The sequence below is a fragment of the Arenibacter antarcticus genome, from assembly GCF_041320605.1.
Lineage (GTDB): Bacteria > Bacteroidota > Bacteroidia > Flavobacteriales > Flavobacteriaceae > Arenibacter > Arenibacter antarcticus.
The window spans coordinates 4,288,293-4,307,288 of record NZ_CP166679.1; the positions used below are offsets into that span (position 1 = coordinate 4,288,293).

General features: G+C 39.2%; 12 protein-coding genes. 2 read left to right on the forward strand and 10 right to left on the reverse strand.

Going from position 1 to position 18,996, the window contains the following annotated elements:
* Window positions 1-2 precede the first annotated feature (2 nt).
* On the reverse strand, window positions 3-404 hold the full coding sequence (locus tag KCTC52924_RS17675) for a F0F1 ATP synthase subunit epsilon (protein WP_251807687.1): 402 nt from the start codon (window positions 402-404) through the stop codon (window positions 3-5).
* A 3-nt stretch (window positions 405-407) separates the two neighbouring features.
* A complete protein-coding gene (gene atpD / locus KCTC52924_RS17680; protein ID WP_251807688.1) occupies window positions 408-1,823 on the reverse strand; it encodes a F0F1 ATP synthase subunit beta in 1,416 nt (471 codons plus the stop codon).
* A 343-nt stretch (window positions 1,824-2,166) separates the two neighbouring features.
* On the opposite strand from atpD, the gene KCTC52924_RS17685 reads away from it, so the two are divergent.
* Window positions 2,167-2,406 (forward strand): hypothetical protein, encoded by a 240-nt coding sequence (locus KCTC52924_RS17685; protein ID WP_251807689.1) that lies wholly within the window; start codon window positions 2,167-2,169, stop codon window positions 2,404-2,406.
* A 182-nt stretch (window positions 2,407-2,588) separates the two neighbouring features.
* Here KCTC52924_RS17685 and KCTC52924_RS17690 read toward each other — a convergent pair whose 3' ends face one another.
* The 3 genes from KCTC52924_RS17690 to KCTC52924_RS17700 form a co-directional block, all read right to left on the reverse strand.
* A complete protein-coding gene (locus KCTC52924_RS17690; protein WP_251807690.1) occupies window positions 2,589-2,852 on the reverse strand; it encodes a hypothetical protein in 264 nt (87 codons plus the stop codon).
* A gap of 746 nt (window positions 2,853-3,598) precedes the next feature.
* Complete coding sequence (locus KCTC52924_RS17695) at window positions 3,599-7,816, reverse strand: chemotaxis protein CheB (RefSeq protein ID WP_251807691.1); 4,218 nt, start codon at window positions 7,814-7,816, stop codon at window positions 3,599-3,601.
* A 272-nt stretch (window positions 7,817-8,088) separates the two neighbouring features.
* The gene (locus KCTC52924_RS17700; protein WP_251807692.1) at window positions 8,089-8,538 is read right to left on the reverse strand and encodes a response regulator; all 450 of its coding nucleotides are present in this window, start codon (window positions 8,536-8,538) and stop codon (window positions 8,089-8,091) included.
* A gap of 431 nt (window positions 8,539-8,969) precedes the next feature.
* On the opposite strand from KCTC52924_RS17700, the gene KCTC52924_RS17705 reads away from it, so the two are divergent.
* The gene (locus KCTC52924_RS17705; protein ID WP_251807693.1) at window positions 8,970-9,206 is read left to right on the forward strand and encodes a YtxH domain-containing protein; all 237 of its coding nucleotides are present in this window, start codon (window positions 8,970-8,972) and stop codon (window positions 9,204-9,206) included.
* Between the two features lie 389 nt (window positions 9,207-9,595).
* Here KCTC52924_RS17705 and KCTC52924_RS17710 read toward each other — a convergent pair whose 3' ends face one another.
* The 5 genes from KCTC52924_RS17710 to KCTC52924_RS17730 form a co-directional block, all read right to left on the reverse strand.
* Window positions 9,596-11,872: a DUF6259 domain-containing protein gene (locus KCTC52924_RS17710; RefSeq protein ID WP_251807694.1), complete on the reverse strand. Its 2,277-nt coding sequence runs from the start codon at window positions 11,870-11,872 to the stop codon at window positions 9,596-9,598.
* 23 nt (window positions 11,873-11,895) lie between these two features.
* Window positions 11,896-13,887, reverse strand: a complete 1,992-nt coding sequence (locus KCTC52924_RS17715) for a beta-galactosidase (protein ID WP_251807695.1) — start codon at window positions 13,885-13,887, stop codon at window positions 11,896-11,898.
* A 230-nt stretch (window positions 13,888-14,117) separates the two neighbouring features.
* Window positions 14,118-15,560 (reverse strand): RagB/SusD family nutrient uptake outer membrane protein, encoded by a 1,443-nt coding sequence (locus KCTC52924_RS17720; RefSeq protein ID WP_251807696.1) that lies wholly within the window; start codon window positions 15,558-15,560, stop codon window positions 14,118-14,120.
* Between the two features lie 31 nt (window positions 15,561-15,591).
* Complete coding sequence (locus KCTC52924_RS17725; protein WP_353057494.1) at window positions 15,592-18,582, reverse strand: TonB-dependent receptor; 2,991 nt, start codon at window positions 18,580-18,582, stop codon at window positions 15,592-15,594.
* The gene (locus KCTC52924_RS17730) at window positions 18,583-18,921 is read right to left on the reverse strand and encodes an STN domain-containing protein (protein ID WP_251807698.1); all 339 of its coding nucleotides are present in this window, start codon (window positions 18,919-18,921) and stop codon (window positions 18,583-18,585) included.
* Between the last annotated feature and the right edge of the window lie 75 nt (window positions 18,922-18,996).

Here is an 18,996-nt window from a genome sequence, read left to right on the forward strand (position 1 = left end):
TGTTATTTTCTTAATTTTTGAAAATTGCGCAGAAAACCGGTTTCCAACTTGGCCATAACGCTACGGGCGTTTATTTCCAAGTCATCCAATTGCATCATTTCCTGTTCCACTACGGCACGAAGTTTTCCGAGCGGTGCATTCCCCATCGCATTCCGCACAGATATCAATACCTCGCTACCAGTCTTTATCATTATCCCATCGTCCAATGCAATATATTTTACACCTTCATTTTCTGTTTCATACTCTAAAATTCCGGGCAATAAGGCCGCTACGCAATCAAGTCTTCGAGGTAGAATCCCATACGAGCCCGCACTTGTTTCGATTACAATTTTTTTAACGCTCTTTAGGTCCTCAAAAACTTTGTAGGGCAATAAAATTTTAAGATGCATTAATGTGTTTTCCATTATTTAACCGTTTACCTCTATTTTCTCCCTAACTTCATCAATTGTCCCGATCATATAAAAAGCACTTTCGGGATAATCTTTAAATTCATCGTTCAATATTCTTTCACATCCATCAAGTGCATCCTTGAGGCTTACATTTTTCCCTTTGTATTGTGTAAATTGTTCTGTGGTATAAAATGGTTGCGTTAGAAAACGTTCGAGCCGGCGTGAACGGTTAACTATTTTTTGATCTTCAAGTGATAGCTGTTCCAAGCCCAACATGGCAATAATATCTTTGAGTTCTTCATATTGTGCCAATGTTTGCCTTATATTTTGCGCAATTTTGTAATGCCTTTCGCCAATGATGGTTGGGGAAGCCATTTTAGAACCCGATTGTAACAGATCAATTGCTGGATACATACCTTCGCTTGCTCTTTTTCTCGATAGTGTTATGGTGGCCGACAAATGGGAGAACGTATGCACAGCCGCTGGATCTGTCAAGTCGTCTGCAGGTACATATACTGCCTGTATGGAAGTGATGGCACCTGTCTTTGTATTGGCTATCCGCTCCTGTAATTGTGATAGTTCGGTTGCCATCGTTGGCTGATACCCTAGCCTGGATGGCATCTGGCCCAATAATCCGGATACTTCCATACCTGCCTGTATAAACCGGAAAACATTATCTATCAACAACAAAACGTCCTTATGCTCATCGTCCCGAAAGTATTCTGCCATGGTAAGTGCGGCATGCCCCACCCGAAATCGTGCGCCCGGCAGTTCGTTCATTTGACCGAATATCATTACCATTTCTGGTAGTACACCTGCTTCTTTCATATCGTGGTACAGTTCCAGTCCCTCTCGGCTACGCTCGCCGATACCACAGAACATGCTGACCCCACTGTGGTTTTTAACCATATTATGGATAAGCTCCGTCAGTAACACCGTCTTACCAACTCCGGCACCCCCAAAAAGTCCTGCCTTTCCTCCGCGCTCCAAGGGCAACAATACATCGATGGCTTTAATGCCGGTTTCAAAAACCTCCGAAGTAGTGGAGCGCTGGATTAACGGTAAAGGCGGATTATGAATACTACGCCATTGCATTGTTTGGGGCAACTCGAATTCATCGAGGGTATTCCCAAAAACATCAAACATGTGCCCCAATGTTTCTGGGCCCACTGGAACTTTCAAATGCTCATAGGTCGAAATGGCTTTCATACCTCTTTCCAGACCTTGGGTCGGGGTCAAAGCAATGCATCTAACATGCTTGTTATCGAGTTGCATATGCACCTCGAGAATGATTTCCAGACCCTTTCCCGTTTTTACAACCATATTAATTGCAGGAAGATTAGTCTCGAATTCTATGTCCACCACGCTACCGCGTACTGCTATAACTTTCCCTAGCAAAGATTGACTATCAGCGACCTTAATGACATTCTCCATTGAACAATACTTGTGTGTATTTCAAAAGAGCTAAGGTATCAACATGATGGACAGAAGGAAATGACCAATATCATGTTACAAGCATTATACTAACAACCGATACAGTTAAATTCCATTTTTAACTCTTTGAAAAAATCCTTACATCCTGAAATATTGATGTTGATCGGGACAAGCCATAGGTAGAATTATTTGGATTTAAACTTAGATGTAACGCAAAAAACTATTTTGAGAGACTAATCAACATCATTGCAAAAAACAGGTAATTTTAGGAAATTTGTTTCCCAAACCCTGAAAATCTGAAAAATGAAACGTTATATAAAACACTTTAACGAAATTGATATTAATGATGTACCAATTGTTGGCGGAAGGAATTGCGACCATTGCCACGGCATTTTATCCCAAAGATGTCATAGTGCGCACTACCGATTTTAAAACAAACGAAGTGCCAAAAAGCTTTAGATATGGTCTTTTAGAATTGTACCCCAAGGCTAATGATATTGAGTGGGAAAAGAATGGCAATGATTATAAAGTAGCAATATGGTTTAACATGGATGGAAAACAGTATGGGTACAGAAAGAGATAACTACATCGAAATCACCAAAAGCACTTATCGATATCATCAATACGGATGATCCGGATTATAGGATAGATTTGGTGGAATCAACTTAAAAAATCAGAAAAACTATGGCTCGAAAAATTGTCAAATTGGTAATAATTGACCTACATACCCACACCGGCATGGATTATTAGTTTAAACGAATGAGATTATGCCATATTTACTACAACATACTTTTGACGGGAATTAGGTTCGAATCCGCTAAGTTTACAGGATTCCACAGGGTACCCTATTCTCCACAATTCACGTCTGGCTTGCTCAAAAACGATGGAAGTGGAATATAAAAAATAAATCGTTTTCTTTTTAATATTGACATTAGTGACCCTCAAATTCATAATCCGACTTAGGTTTCGAATAATAATATCTTTATCGTCGTTACCATTTAAGTTTTTAAGTATTGCCTTAGCTTTCATCCGTTCTTGTTTTAGTTCTGTTAATGTCCTAGATACCTAGTGGTGCAGCTAAACTAGTCAATAGCTTCTTTACTAGAAATGACATAAGTCATTATGCATCAATTAAAAGTGCTTTTCGAATTAAATATATTCAGGGAGACAACTTTCACTGAATACGGCCAAGCAAATCACAAATCTTTGGCTACAAAATATCTTCACCTTTCACCCAGTTAAAAAAAACAAGCTTAGCGAAAGACGTAGTTGAAAATAAAATCTAAAAAAGAAAATAATAATGTTAGCATATACTGAAAAACTAATACGCCGCTATATTGAACATAATACCAATTCTCTGAGGTTTACTTAGCCCCAGTTAATTTAGACTTTCAAAAAGTTTCCAAATCGTTTACTGCAAGGGTCAATTAAATATACTTTTCCATTTTCGTATAAGGTGAATTATCGGAGTTACAAACAATTACAGAGAATGTTTTATTTTGAGGTCGGTCCTTGCAACGGCCGTTTTATTGGTCATTTCCATTTCACCTTATTCTCTTCTTTCAAAAGGTCTGTTTTGATAATCCCCGCCGAGGAAGTCACGGGATTAAACGGGACCCTACAGGGGTCTCTAGGCCTCTCTTGCTACTTATTCGATGCTTGTCAGTTTCTTGGACGGGGAATACCTCCCTTGTATCTGTACATGCCAGAGAAGACAGGTTGCCGACCTTCTTTTGGTCGATGTAAAGTATCGTGGGTAGAACGTTCAATAGTTGTCAAGGGGTCTCTTGGACCACCGGAATATAGATATCAAACCTTGCCCCTAGACCTGGTTCGCTTTCCACAGTAATACTCCCATTGTGGTTTTCTACAATCCGTTTTACAATAGTGAGCCCTATACCAGTTCCAGGGTATTCATCTTTTCCATGGAGGCGTTTGAACAACTCGAATATTTGGTCGCCGTATTCGGGCCTAAGGCCAATCCCGTTGTCCCCCACTCTAATCCGGTAGTACTTTTTATTGGGGACAAGTTTTTTACTTTTGAACTCTTTGCCCTTGGCTATTTTACTTTTTATGGTAATATACGGAGGAATATCGGGCCTCGAGAATTTGAGCGCATTGCTGACTAGGTTAAAAATAAGCTGTTGGAATTGGAATGGGATCACCTGTAGCGCCCCCAAACCATTAAACTCTATTATGGCCTTTTTTTCATCAATGGTCGTTTCAAGCTCTGTTATAACATTCGCAGTCAACTTATCGATGTCGGTCGTTATAAATTTTCTATCGATCAAGGCCAGACGGGAAAAATCAAGCAGATCTTCTATCAGTTTCCGCATTAGATTCGACACTGCCAATATCCGTTCGAAATAGCCTTTGCCCTTATCGCTCAGGCCCTCGCTCTCCTCATCCTCCAAAATACGCCCGACAAAGATCTGGATCTTGCGCAATGGTTCTTGGAGGTCGTGGCTGGCCGCAAAAGTAAAGGATACCAGTTCTTTGTTCAACCTTTTCAGTTCTCGGTTCATTTCTAGGAGTTCGTCATTGGCCCCTTTCAACTCAAAGGTTCGTTGCGCTACTAGTTCCTCCAGTATGTCGGACTGTTTTTTGTAGGTCTCTAGGTTGCTTTTTCTGGTATTTATCTGCTCGGAAATATCAGTGGTCACGCCGATCCACATTTTGAAGTCGCCGTTCTCGTCCGTTATCGGGGATGCGATATTCAGGTGCCATATATAGTCCCCGTCCTTGTTCAGGAACCGCATCTCCATTTCCATATCGGTCTTTGTTTCCAAAGCTTTTTGGAGGCGTTCCCCAAATTCCTGCATCTCCTCGGGATGCATAATCTTATGATAGCCCAGTTCTTTTAATTCCTCGAATTCTAGCCCGGTGAATTCCAGCCATTCCTTATTAAAGTAAGTAACATTTCCAGCTATGTCCGCATTGCTTATCTTGGCGGGCATCCGTTCCGCCAATTGCCGGAAATGGGACTCGCTTTCCTCCACCAGTCTTCTAGCGATTACCTGCTCGGTTACCTCGGTAACCACTACTATGATACCCGTTACCGTACCGTCGGCATCCTGGGTGGGATGGTATGCAAAATTGTAAAAGCCTTTTTCGCTTTTCTCCTTCCGGAGCATCGTAACTTCCACTTCGTTGCCATGATATGGTGTTCCGCTGCGGACGACCCCGTCCATAAGTTCCCTGATTCCCTGGGTCTTGCGTTCGGGCAACGCTTCAAAGAAGGGCCTGCCAATAAAATCGGTATCCTTTTCTACCATCTCTAAATAGGCATTGTTGGCCAGCTCCACCACATAATTGGATCCTTTTAATACCATAATGGCTACGGGGGCCTGTAACAGCAGATTCTCATACCTGCCAAAAAGCTCTTTTTCTTTTTCCCTTAGATTGGTCCGTTCGGAAATATCCTCAATAGCCAACAGGATCAATTTTTCGTCCTCGTTGTCCCTTTTTATCTCACGGGCGTTCAATAGCATTGTATGTTTCCCGATGTTGGGAAAATTCCAAGCTACCTCAAAATTTTCAATTGTCGACCTTTCGGGTAGAATGTCCTCCAATAGGGTCCGCAGAGCGGGAATATCCCATTGCTTGTTCCCTAATTTAAAGATCAGTTTACCTTCGGTATCCTTCTCGTTTACCTCAAAGGTTTTATAAAAGGTCTTGTTGGCAGATTTTATCCGAAGGTTCCCATCGAGTACCAACAAGGGTTCGTGTATGGTATCGACAATGCCCTCGGCATAGTCCAGTGCAATGCTCAATCGCTCGTTCAGACCTATAGTTTCTTGGTGTACTGTCATGAGTTCCTCATTGGTACTGTGGAGCTCTTCCTTACTGGTCTCCATTTCCTCATTGAGGCTCTGCAGTTCCTCGCTCCCGCTCATCAGTTCCTCATTGGCACTCTGCAGTTCCTCGTTGGCCGCCTCCTGACTTTCGATAATACTGCACATATCCTCCCTGGTCTGGGCAAGTTCATCTTGTAACTGTTGTATTTGGAGATCTTTTTCGATCATTTTGGTACTTTCACCGATACCGGCTTCCTTGGACCACTTTTTGTCTGTCACCGAAATTGCGTCCTCTTGTGGACCTTGTTCGTGAAAAAGGACCAGATAATGGGGTTCTACGATATTGGGCAATGGGATGGCCTCGATACTTATTATGTGGATGTGGTCGCCATTGATCTGTATAGGTATATTTTCTTTAACGACGGCATCATTTTCTTTTTTTGCCTTGTGCAAAATATTGCGCAGCTCAAAGGCCAGTCCCTGTTTCGCCATTCTAAATAGATTGAGACTGGCCTTGCCGGGCACAGGCTCCAGATAACGCCCGGTACCGCCCCTGAAATGGACGATGTCCATCGCTTCATTGATGACCACTCCGGCCGGGGTAAATCTACTAAGGAGAATGTCGTCTGCGGTCTTCTGATAATCGGTGGCAAGGTTCCCATTTTTTCCGATCCCGTATGGATCCGTGAAATACGGTCCGTTTCGCCGGCTCGTTGTGGGGATAAAATGGCCTGCTACCTCCTTGCGGGAGAATAACTTATCTTTTTTATCGAGGGCCACAAAATGTGAGGGCACCCCGCTGGTCGTTTCTGATTTTCCCAGCCAAAGAATACCCTTGGGATCCAATGCGTAGTGAAAAGTGGTTAACGCCCTTTTTTGCAGGTAGCTTCCCAGGTAAATCAGTACGTTACGGCAGCTTATAAGGTCCATCTTGCTAAATGGCGGGTCTTTTAAAAAGTCGTGCACGGCAAAGACACAGCTGTCCCTAATGGACTGATTGATCTGGTAACCGTCTTTCTTCTTGGTAAAATAAATTTCGAGGCGTTCGGTAGTCAGACCTTTCACCTCACTTTGGGAATACATACCCGATCGCGCCTTTTCAATGGCGGGTCCACTAAGATCCGTAGCAAAGACCTGTACTTTTTGAGGGTGGGAGGACGAAGATACGCTGCCATTAAATATTTCATGGAAGGCAATCGCAAGGGAATATGCTTCTTGACCAGTACTGCAGCCCGCTACCCAGATGCGGACAGTGCCGCTAGAGGTTTTATTTGCTATGATAGTGGGAATAATCTTATTATGCAGTTTATCGAAGATTTTGGGATCCCGGAAAAATTCGGTTACGGGAATCAAAAGGTCCATATACAGTTCATCCAACTCCTGTTTCTCCCGTTTTAGATAGTTTAGATAAACAGAGGGTTTCCCGGTCTTGGTGATGTCGATCCTACGGAGTATCCTTCTGTGTATCGTGGTTTGTTTATAGTAGGTGAAATCGGTTCCCTTGCGAACCTGAAGCAAGGAGATGATCTGTTTGTATATTGCCTCTTCTTCTTTTTGTCCGGAAATTTCCGCACCATTACCGTTGATGATATGGGCCACCTCCAGAAGTTTTTTCGGTATGTCCCCTGGGGAGAGTATAAAGTCGACGACTCCGGCCTGTACCGCGCTTTGTGGCATGCCGCTATATGCCGCCGATTCCTCGTCCTGAGCAAAGGTAATACCGCCCTGGTCTTTGATGGCCGTAAGTCCCAACGTGCCATCAGTGGCAGTACCAGAAAGTACAACCCCGATAGAATGGGATTGGTGGACTTCGGCCAGCGACCTAAAAAAAAGATCAATAGGCATATTACGTTCGTTGATACCTTTTTCAGGACGGGGCCTCAGTTCCAGCACACCATCATTGGCGATCATTATCTTGTTACTAGGGAGGATATAGATATGGTCTGGCGCTACCTTTATATCATCCGTAACCTCCATAACGGGAATAGAAGTCACTTTTTGCAGCAGTTCTGGGAGCATGCTTTGGTGGTTCGGATCCAGATGTTGTACCAGTACATAGGCCATTCCGGATGACTCGGGAATGGCCTTCAAAAGTTGTTTAAAAGCGTCGAGGCCGCCAGCGGAGGCCCCAATCCCTACTACAGGGAAACTGTTCTCTGATTTTATGAGGGTCTTTTTGGGTGTTTTCAAATCCATGTAATACGGGTGAATATCGATTTTTAGGTCCGTTCCTATAAATACATGTGAGGTTGCAATAATCAATTAAAAAATAGATCTTATATTTTAACAATCACATAGGCTTTAAAGGTAGGGAAAATAAACTGCGGTTTTAAGTCCAATTTATATACTAATTACACAAAATAGCTCCGTAGGTACTATCGCATAGAAGTTCTGCAAGTACCTGAAGTAATGGAACATAATTATAAACCTTGTCCTATTACAGTTGCTATTTGGCTATTTTTATCCTTTTAAATGTTTTGCTCGAGTAAAAAGTTGATCCTTTCGGGGCGTAGGATATTTTCTTTTGTTACAAGTTCGACCGCAAGGGAAATGAGATTCTGTAGTTGTGAAAACCCGATAGGTTTCTGGATATAGTAGGAGGCACCAGAATGGTAAAGCCCGTCCGCGATGGTACAGTCATAGGAGGTAGAAATTATGACCACTGGAATATTTTGGAGCCTTTGATTATTTTTTATTTCAGATAGGCATTGAATGCCGCTTTTACGGGGCATATTCAAATCCATAAAGAGGATATCGGGGAGTTTTGCGGTTTTCTTTGAAAGCAACTCGATGAGCTCTTCCCCATTCTTGACGAAAGTTAGTTGGGTAGAAAATGACAATGCCTCCAAAGCTTCCCGAAAAAACATGCAATCGTCTGGGTCGTCGTCGGCAAGGAGAATATGTGAAATTGTTTTCATCGGTCAGGATCATAGATTTATCTAGACGCAAGTCTGGATTGAAGGTTGGGTTATCTGTTGGTTTAAATATAATTAAAAATTAAATACATATCGGTAAGAGGATTCTGTAATTATATGGATTACAGACGTTCAATGGATCAAAGGGTCAAAATATCACTCCTCTAAAGTTTACTTAAAACCACGTCTATTTGGACATTAAAAAAGGTACTCAATCGTATACATTAAGGGCCAATTAATTGGGTGTCAGCGGGCCTCCACTTCACCCCAATTTTACTTCATAGTATAGATTGGGGCAGGCAATTTATTAGAGTCAACACTTCAACAAATTAAAGTTGTTCTTTTGTGGAGGAAAACATGAGAAATGTCTCTGAAAGGTATGATTTAAACAATTTTTGACCTACCTTAACAGAAACGTAATAAATTGAAATACAATGAAGACAAATAATAAAAAAGGCATACTTGCCCTATTGGGGATCGGTGCGGGAGCGTGGGCCTTCTGGAAATATAAAACTATGCCTCCAGAGAAAAAGGAAGCACTTAAATCATCGATAAACGAAGCGGGCGACAAGCTAAAAAAAACCGTCAATGAACTTGAATCAAAAGTTGCCGAAAATTATGATCGGACAAAGAATTCCGCAAAGGAAAAGTTAAAGGAAATGACCAAATAAAAGGGCTAATTCCATCAAATAAAAAATCCCGCCACATGCGGGATTTTTTTATTTGATTGCCATACCAGTTTTATCTCAAATTTTTCGATAGGGGTATTAGCCATAAAACACAGCTGCCTTTAAATAAATCTTATTACACAAAATTAATATCGTATATAATATAATACCAATTATATAAAAAAAAGATTTCTAACTAAATGTATAGAAATCTGTCAACACACACGAATATAGGTGTATCATAATATACAAATGGTGGTTTATTCAAAGTTTCAGTTTAAGTATCGTTTTGATTTAACCAGTGTTGATTTACCCGAAGCAAAATAATTTTCGCCCCGGGTTATCAAACAACTAACTCTAACTAACTTTACTTTTCTAGTATCAAATTGGCCTTACAATGTTGGAATAATTTCAATTAGGCACACTTCTCTTGGTTTTAATTGATGTTCTACAATAACCTCATTCTCCTTATATGTTGTCAGCAATTTTCTGCCTTCACTATTTATTAAGTAGACCTCCCCATTTGAAGAAATGTTGTAATCATTAGTGTCTATTTTAAAGTTAATCAGCATGTGCTTCTCACTTATACTGGTCAAGGGAATTCCAACGTTACCATCATCGGCTTTCCAAGCTCCAGAATAAGCCAAGGGATATTTCTTTTTATACGCTGTAACACTCTCACCCTTTCTTCCAGCGTATATAGAAAGTTTTGATATATCCAATTCCTCTTCTGGAATTTGCATAGAGGGGGCTCTTAAAAATTTTCCATGCAACAAGTATTTTAGCCCCTGATACCTGATTTTCGCAATACTCATTAAGTAATCAATTTCTTCTTTTCTTTGAGTTTCCAAAAAACTATGGTAATTAGAAATTGTTGGCTGCATACCCCAGACAAAAGACCTGGCCTGTTCCATTAGGAATTGCTTGTTAAATATGGGGTCCAAAGGTTGTTCCTGATTTTCCGGTGCAAATTCTTTAGGCCATAGTTCATCATAAGGTGGGGTAACCAGCGAAGAATAATTACCGTAGGTAATAGCGTATTCATGATAAACTGCCTGAAAGAACGGAATAACCTCCCATTGCCCAACTCCAGAATATCTTTCTCTACTTACTTGAAGGGTCAAGAAAAGATCAAGGTAGGGCATCCAACTTTCGTTGCAATGCTCACCAGCTAAAATTGGTTCCTTTTCAATAGAGATTTTAGAGCGAATTTGATCAGTAAGTTTTCCAAAATTCTTAAACCAATAATTACCGCCACCTATTGCATGCCCATGTGCTTTATCATAACACACTCTAGACATGCAGGCTTGATCCATATACACCCCATTGGTCCCGTATATATTAACAGCACTTTCGGATAGAGAGGTGTATTTGTCTTTCCAAAATTGAGTCCCCATACACATATTCGTTAGGGAATTACCTGTAAAAATATTATATGCATGAGACCTTAAATTCCCATTTATATCCTTAACTGCATACACCGAAGCATTTTCGGTTTTCCAGCTCTCAGTAGAATCGCCCCACTGAAAGGAATTCATATAAACTATGGAATGAACACCCTTTTGTTGTGCCAATTTCATCGCATTGATAAAGGATTCCCCCCCCTCCCTCGGTGGAAAATATTCTGGAAAACCTTCATCATATGAGGCACCATGCCACCAGTGCCAAAATACATTAACAGGCAGTCCCAATCGTTTTTTTAATGCTGCAGCTGGCACCAATACATTATCCGATCTACCCCTATTCCAAACCCATAATGCGGTTTCTTCCAACCAATCTGGATGTAGACCATTCTTAAACCTACTTTTAGAGGTCCATTCCTGTTGGGAACCCCATTCCCTGTACTGTTCAGCAGCAGTAACCCAATCTCCTTTAAACGAACCGATTACAGCTTCGTAAGACGGAGAATATGAATTGGAATTTGCATCAAAAGATGGGTAATTGGACATTTGGTACGTGAAATTATTAGATTTATCCAAATTAAGTGAATAAGCTTTTCTGAAGGTGTGGGTGTCATTTGAAGCAAGATATAAACCAATTTTTTCAGGATTATATAATGCCAAACATTGCAATGAAAGATTATCTGGATATACCCAATCCAACCTTTTATTTTCTGATTTTCTTGATGAAAGAATTCCTCTTGGGTCCGTAAGTAACTCTCCCATTATATTAGGTATAGCCAATTTTTCTTGACCTAAATCTTTAAACCCACTTATCTTAGGAAACACAACACTATTAATTTCTTTACCCTGCGTACCAACAAGCGATATTTTCCAATAGGATAAGGCCTTTTCTTTATCTAGGTTGATTACAGCCGTAACCGCAAATTCTTTGTTTTCCTCACCTTTAAAATTTCCCCATTTAAGAACCAAAGTCAATGAATCTGGTTTAGAATATTCAAAATCAAGAGGCTCATATAAAGAATCTTGGGCGTGATTAAAGTTAATTTCCCATGGTAATTCCAATGTCTTCTTTTCATCCAAAAATTCATAGTTCTCTATTAAATCTTGGAAAACAATAAGTGAACCATTTTCCTTACTAAAGCTCAATTTTAGTTTACCATTGTTAATGGACAGGTCGTCACCGTTATTATTTGTGTTACAAGATGCAAGGGACGCAAGTATGACAAAACATAAAAGCCGCCAATAATATAATTTTTTCGTATTCATAGTTATTTATTCAAGTGGTTATTTTATTTCTCTAAAGGATTTACCCTCAAAATTAAGGTTGATTTTGGTTTTAAATTCAATTGCAATCGTCTTGTGGAATCATACATTATTTTCTTTTCCAATGGATCTATCACCTGGGCCATAAATGGAAAACTGATGGTCCTTTCACCGCCTTTTATGGTATGTATGCCCATCCAGTTTCGGCCGATATAAAATACATCCTCAGTATCAATATACCTATGTACACCTGCTTTCCCCCATGTTTCACCTAATTCCGAGGCTGACCATTTTAGTTTTCCTTCCATAAATAGTTCCTCATCATTTGGATGGAAGATATGTGTTCCTTTACCATTAGTCCATAGAACGGTTTTACCCTGTTTGGTCCACTTATTTATTCTAGCTTCTTCCTTTGAACTAAGTTCAAGAATTCCCATTAGCCAAACTACTTTATATTGAGAGGTTGGCATATTTTTTAGATCCGTCCGAAGAAAAAGATCATAGGATGTCCCTGTTTTTGCAAGCGGATAACGATTGGATAAAATTTTCTCTGTAAGATGACCATAGGTTGGGTCCCAAAAAGAGAGTTCTTCGTCTACCACAATCCCTACTTGAGGTTTCATCTTTTCTCCTGACGATGGGGGGAATATGGTGTGCAATTGCTGTGTTTTCTCTAAAACATTTAATAGTTCAGGATCACTGAACCATCCGCCCCACATATCGAACCACCAGCCTCCATACCCATAGGCCAGCATTCTTGCCGTGTTTTTCCATAAAAATGCTACCGAGGTGTCCATGTCCTCCGGACCTAACCATACACCGCTCTCATATTGTCCGGGAGGTGCTATGTCGTTGGAGCGATCTTTCAACAAGGTGGTTATGGACGTTCGGGTATCGTTTTCAGTAAGCCATAATTTACCATGGAGGTGAACCGAGTTTATTGCCGCCATTGCAGGCCAGTCCTCCCCTATCACACGGTTATAAACATTTGGGCTCGACAGATAGTCAAGGTCCGGACAATCCAACAATTTTGCTAGGGCACCATGTCCACGCCTAGCATCCCCTACAAAATAATGGTATCCAGAAAAAGCACCCGTTAAAAGATTGCCATGGCTCTTTTCTTTAACTATTCTACAGAAATAAGCTATATTGTTCACTAAGACCTCTGCTTGAAAACGATAAGTATCAATATAATTTTGTTCCTGGTCTGGGTTCCTCCAATCCTTTCTTGTTACTGGCTCATCGATATTGGCCAATTGGGCATTTTCAAAAGTAAGTGAAGGTTTGTTCCATGCCCTTTTTAAAGCATCATTGTTCTTATAACTATCTTTCAACCATTGCCTAAATGCTTGTAATCTGGCAGGGTTTTTATCTTGATATTGTTTGGGGTGATAAAACCATTCCTCTGTAAATCCACTGGCCACATGGATTCCAGCTAAATAATTGGAGTATTTGGAACCTAAGAGCCAATCCAAACAGTCACGAAATACATCCCCAGTTTTATCCCGCCATACTTCAGAGGCAAAGCATTGACGAAAAGTAGTGCCGTCGGGTAAATGTGCTGAGGCTTCTGGATATAATTTAGTCCACCATTCCGGAGGATCAAGATAAAAACGGATAATAACTTTTGCTTTGGGATCAGATTTTATAATTTTCTCAAAATCCTTAACCAATCCAGTAAAATCATAATTGCCTTCCCCTAGCCATATGGGAGGCCTAAAAGGCCCTATTCCTGAAATAGTATTTATACCTCCTTCTCCCAGATAGGCAGGGATGTTATAAATATGGATACCGGTTTCGGAAATTTCCTTGTAATATTTCTCCTCACCTAAATAGGACATATAGGCGTATGGTGGATAGGTCTCACCGTCAATTACCAGAGAAGGATTACCTTCCGTCCATTTTACTTCTGCCTTGGATTGTGAATTGACCGATCCATTTCCAATAAAAAACAATCCAATTAGAAGAAAAAAATGATAAGGGCTATCAACCATGAACCAAATAATTCCTTTTCTCATTATAACGATTATAAATGAATTAATTACGAATGACTAATTACATCCTCATAGATATTGCTTTGAATTCAGGACATAGGGATATGCAATTCGGTATAACAACACCTTTAACCTTCAAAGAGATTTTAATTTAAATTCCTTCGAAAGAGTTTATCTCCCATATTAAGAGATATGCTGGATATTAAATCAGAGAAGGGATAAGATTGCTCTTCTCTGATTTAAATTTTAAAACACTAGTATCCTGGATTTTGGTCGGCTTGACTGATATCTGGATTAGTATCAATTTCCTGCTGTGGAATTGGCCACAATAAATGGACATCTAGAACGGTTTTCCCTGTGTTCTGCAAAACCAATTCTTTTGCCTTATCTGTACGTTTTAGGTCGAACCATCTTTTTCCTTCCATATAAAGTTCATATGCCCTTTCCTGTAAAACAGTATCCCTGAACGAGTCTACAGTCCATCCACTACTAGGATAATCAACTGGAGAAGCTACATTTGTAGGATAACCATAACCTCGTCTTTTTATTTTATTCAGGCTTTCAAGAGCTAATGAAGAAACAGTATTATCATCCATTACGGAAGCTTCCGCATAAATAAGCAAAACATCTGCGTATCTCAAAATTGGATAATCATTGGCGTGCGCCTCTCTTTCGGGAGCATCTGGATCTCTAAATTTACTGCACAAAATTGGCGTAGAAGATGGTAAGGTTTCTAATTGACCGGTACTTCTATTTACATATTCTGTAAATACGTTCCACTCTTTACGGAGATCGGCATCATCCCAATTCTCAAAAAAGGGACCAGGTACTGAAAAAATAACATAATTTCCAAAAGGAGAAAATTGCGTTTCACTCCATAATAAATTCAAAGGCCATCCCCAACCATCTTGATGGCTGAATTTTATATAAAAAATTTCTTCTGAAGTACCATTGGCCGAAGGTCCAAAAACATCATTGAAATCAGCGCTTGTTGTTACCTCGATTAGAGAAAATTCTCCAGAATCGATTACTTCTTGTGCCTTATCTTTAGACAATCCATAATTCTTATTGGCAAGGTAAACTTCGGCAAGCAGTGATTTTGCCGACCATTTTGAAGGTCGTCCAAACTGAGTTGGAGTTGCAGGCAAATCAGTTTCACCAGATTTTAAATCGGCAATTATAACCTGATATACCTCCTCAATTGTTGCTCTACCAGTATTTTCCCCTTCCTTTTCAAGGTATATGGGAACACCTCCCCAATTTCTTACAAGATGATAATAACAATATGCCCTCATAAACTTAGCTTCACTTATCAAAGCCTTTTTATCTGTATCAGATAATTCGATTTTATCAATCATGTTTATTGCAATGTTGGCATTTCTTATGCTTTGATAAAAGCGTTCCCACATTGTACCAGCCCTGTTAATATTAGTTTGGTCGAATCCTTGATACTCACCTAAGGGTTGTGTTGAACCTCTTCCATTTGCATAGTCTGCCTGAATATCAAGCATTAACATATAAAGTGTTCTAAAATTATTCCTAACGGGGACATAAATGGCATTTACAGCTGCTACTGCATCATCCAAATTACCGTAGAAATTATTTTCAGTAAGTCTGTCCTCAGGTACTTCCTCCAGAAAGTCGCTACACGATATAATGGACAGAATAATTAGTGTATATGATAGTATTTTTTTCATGATCTTTTCTAATATTTTTAGTGATAACTATTTATAAATTAATTCTAACTCCTAACATAAACGTCCTTGTGTCAGGATATCCGAACTGATCTATCCCTTTAGAAATTCCACCTCCATGAGTGTTCAGAGTAGGTGAATAAAATGAATAATTCGTAAAAGTGGCCAGATTTTGTATATTAATAAATATCTGAGAATTATAAATCGGTAACGATTTAAATGTGTCTCCTTTAAGAGTATATGACAACCGGATATTTTTTATCTGAACATAGGAACCATCTTCAATAAATCTATCTGAACCTTGGTATCTCGTATTAGAACTTATTTTTGGATATTTTGCATTAGGATCTGGATTCTCTGCCGTCCAATAATTACCCAAAACATCTCTAATTTGATTAATTCCAAAACTAAAACCATCTGCCACATTAGACAAATTATAATTTAGTATATCATTGCCCTGGGAACCATTAACTAAGACCGTTAATCCGAAGTTTTTATAAGTCGTATTACTATTAACCCCAAAAATAAAATCCGGGTTTGGATCACCAATAATTTGTCTATCCAGACTGTTTATCGTTTCATTACCGTCAGTATCAACATACTTGATTAACCCTTCATCGGTAAGGCCATCTTCAACAAGTCCATAGAACACACCAACAGGATGGCCTTCACGCACCAAGCTCATTGCAGGTAGAGCGTTACCAAGTCCTACTCCAAAAATATCCCCGCCTTCAGGCAAACTCAAAACCTTATTGCGATTTGATGAATAATTAATACCTAAATCCCAACTAAATTCTCCTTCCAAAATCCTTGAATCCAACGATATTTCAAATCCTTTATTTTCCATACTACCCAAATTAGTTGTTTGGGAGGTATACCCTGAGGATAAAATCACGGGAATTGAAGCCAGCAAATCTTCAGTTTTTTTATGGTAATAATCAAAAGTAAATTGAAGCTTATTTCGAAATAAGCCAACGTCAACCCCAAAATCTGTTTGGGCTGTCGTTTCCCATTTTAGATCAGGGTTAGGCATTGAACTTCCTGGTGCGTAGCCTATATTAATATTATCATCAAAGACTGTTTGAGAACTGGATAATATGGAGAGCGATTGGTATGGTGAAACTGCTGTATTCCCAGTTTCACCCCAACTAGCCCTTAGTTTAAGATTACCAATGAAATCGTTTTCTGTAAAAAACCCCTCTTCACTTACCCGCCATGCTAAAGCTGCAGAAGGGAAATAACCCCATTTATTGGCTTTGCCAAAAACTGAGGATCCATCAGCCCTTATACTGGTTGTTAGTAGATATTTACCTTTATATCCGTAATTTAATCTTCCTAAACCTGAAAGTATGGAGTAATCACTACTTCTTGATACAGGGGTGCCGGGAGAACTACCTGCTTGAATGCTGTTATTCTCTAGAATATCAGACAAAAATCCAGTTGAAGAAGCACTTAAAGATTGATTTGATGTTTTTTGAGAGGTTAATCCTCCCATGACTTTTAAATCATGAGATTTATTAATTTGATTGGAATAAGTTAATAAATTCTCGTTAACAATATCCGTAAATTCACTATAAGAAATTGAAGCGGATCCAGTAGCCGAAGGCTGAAATATGGATGGTGAATAATTATCACCTCGAACATTCTCATATTGCACACCCACAGAAGAATATAAAACTAAATTTTTGGTTATTTCACCCTGTGCAATGATATTAAGAAGTAATGCATTCTCCCTAGATAATTGCTTCCGTTCCAATGCCATAGCAACAGGATTTTCCACTATATCCGGACTAAAGGCATATGGTCTAACATTGCTATATTCACCATCATTGTTGAATACTGAAACAGTAGGTGGAGAAATAAGGGCTCCACTCAATACACCAGATCCTCGTTCTGAATTATTACTGAATATATTATTGTTTTTCTTTCTACTTAATATATTATTAAAAGAAAATTTCCATTTAGAATTAATCTTATGTTCAAGGCTTGATCTTAACTGAAGATATTCATAACCAGAGTTTATAATAATTCCTTCCTGATTAAAATAATTACCAGAGACACTAAATACTGTTTTGTCATTTCCTCCTGAAACAGTTATAGAATGATTTTGAATCACTGCATTCTGAAATATTTCATCTTGCCAATTAGTGCCATTTTCAAAAGATGCGATTTCTGCACTAGTAAAATAAGGAGCTATATTATCATTTGATGCCCTAACATTTGCTAAGGTAGCAAACTCCTTGGCGTTTATCATGTCAATAGTATTATTCACTTTTTGAAATCCAGTATATCCATTATATTCAATCGAGGTCTTGCCTTCCTTACCTTTTTTTGTTGAAACAATAACTACTCCATTTGCTCCTCTAGCCCCATAAATTGCTGTTGAGGAAGCGTCCTTTAAAATCTCAATTGATAATATGTCATTGGGATTGATAGAACTTAGATCTCCAATAATCGGGAAGCCATCAACAACATATAAAGGATTGTTGCCCCCCAAAAGAGAATTTCCGCCTCTGATCAAAACACTCACACCACTACCAGGTTGTCCAGAGTTTTGCAAAATCTGAACCCCTGTAGATACACCAGACAATGCTTGCACTGGATTGCCTACAGCTTGTAAACTAATAGCTTCTCCTTTTATAGAAGAAACAGAGCCAGTTAGGTCACTTTTCTTAACCTGTCCGTACCCAACCACTACAACCTCTTCCAATCCTGCTGCACTCTCCTGCAGTGTTATGGTCAAATTTGTTTGTCCGTTAACCGGTATTTGTCTAGTGGCGAATCCTATATAGGATACTACCAACTCCGGATTTATTGAGGACAGTTCTATTTCAAATTTCCCGTCAAAATCAGCGGTTACACCGTTCGTTGTACCTTTCTCCACAACATTGCCACCCGAAAGTGGTGTACCGTTACTGTCAATAATAGTTCCATTAATTAAAAACTGTGGTTTCCCAATTTTGTCGATTTTAGGAATTGGAAAAAACTGTATTTGTAAGTCCTGTTCTTCCTTTTTCAGGATAATTTATCGATCTAATATTTTAAAGGTAACGTTCGTTCCAAAAAACAAATCGCTCAATACTTTATCAATTCTTTCCTTTTTAACGTGCACGGAAACAACACGATTTATGTCAATATCATCTTGGTTGCCTAAAAATTTAAATTCACTACCAGCTTCAATTTCTTCAAATACTGACATTAAACTAACCGCATGCAGGTCCAAAGTAATCTTTGCAACCTGAGCATAGGAGTTGGCTTGGACCCTAAATAAGGTAATTATTAAAAAAAGAGTGGTCAGCTTCATTTTTAAACTGATATTGGGATACAATATATGCTGTATTCCCAAATAAATATTTTTTTTCATATTCTAGTTTGGTTATTGTGGTTAATAATTTAATCAACTTGTACTATAGAGGTATGTAACATTATATCTCTATTT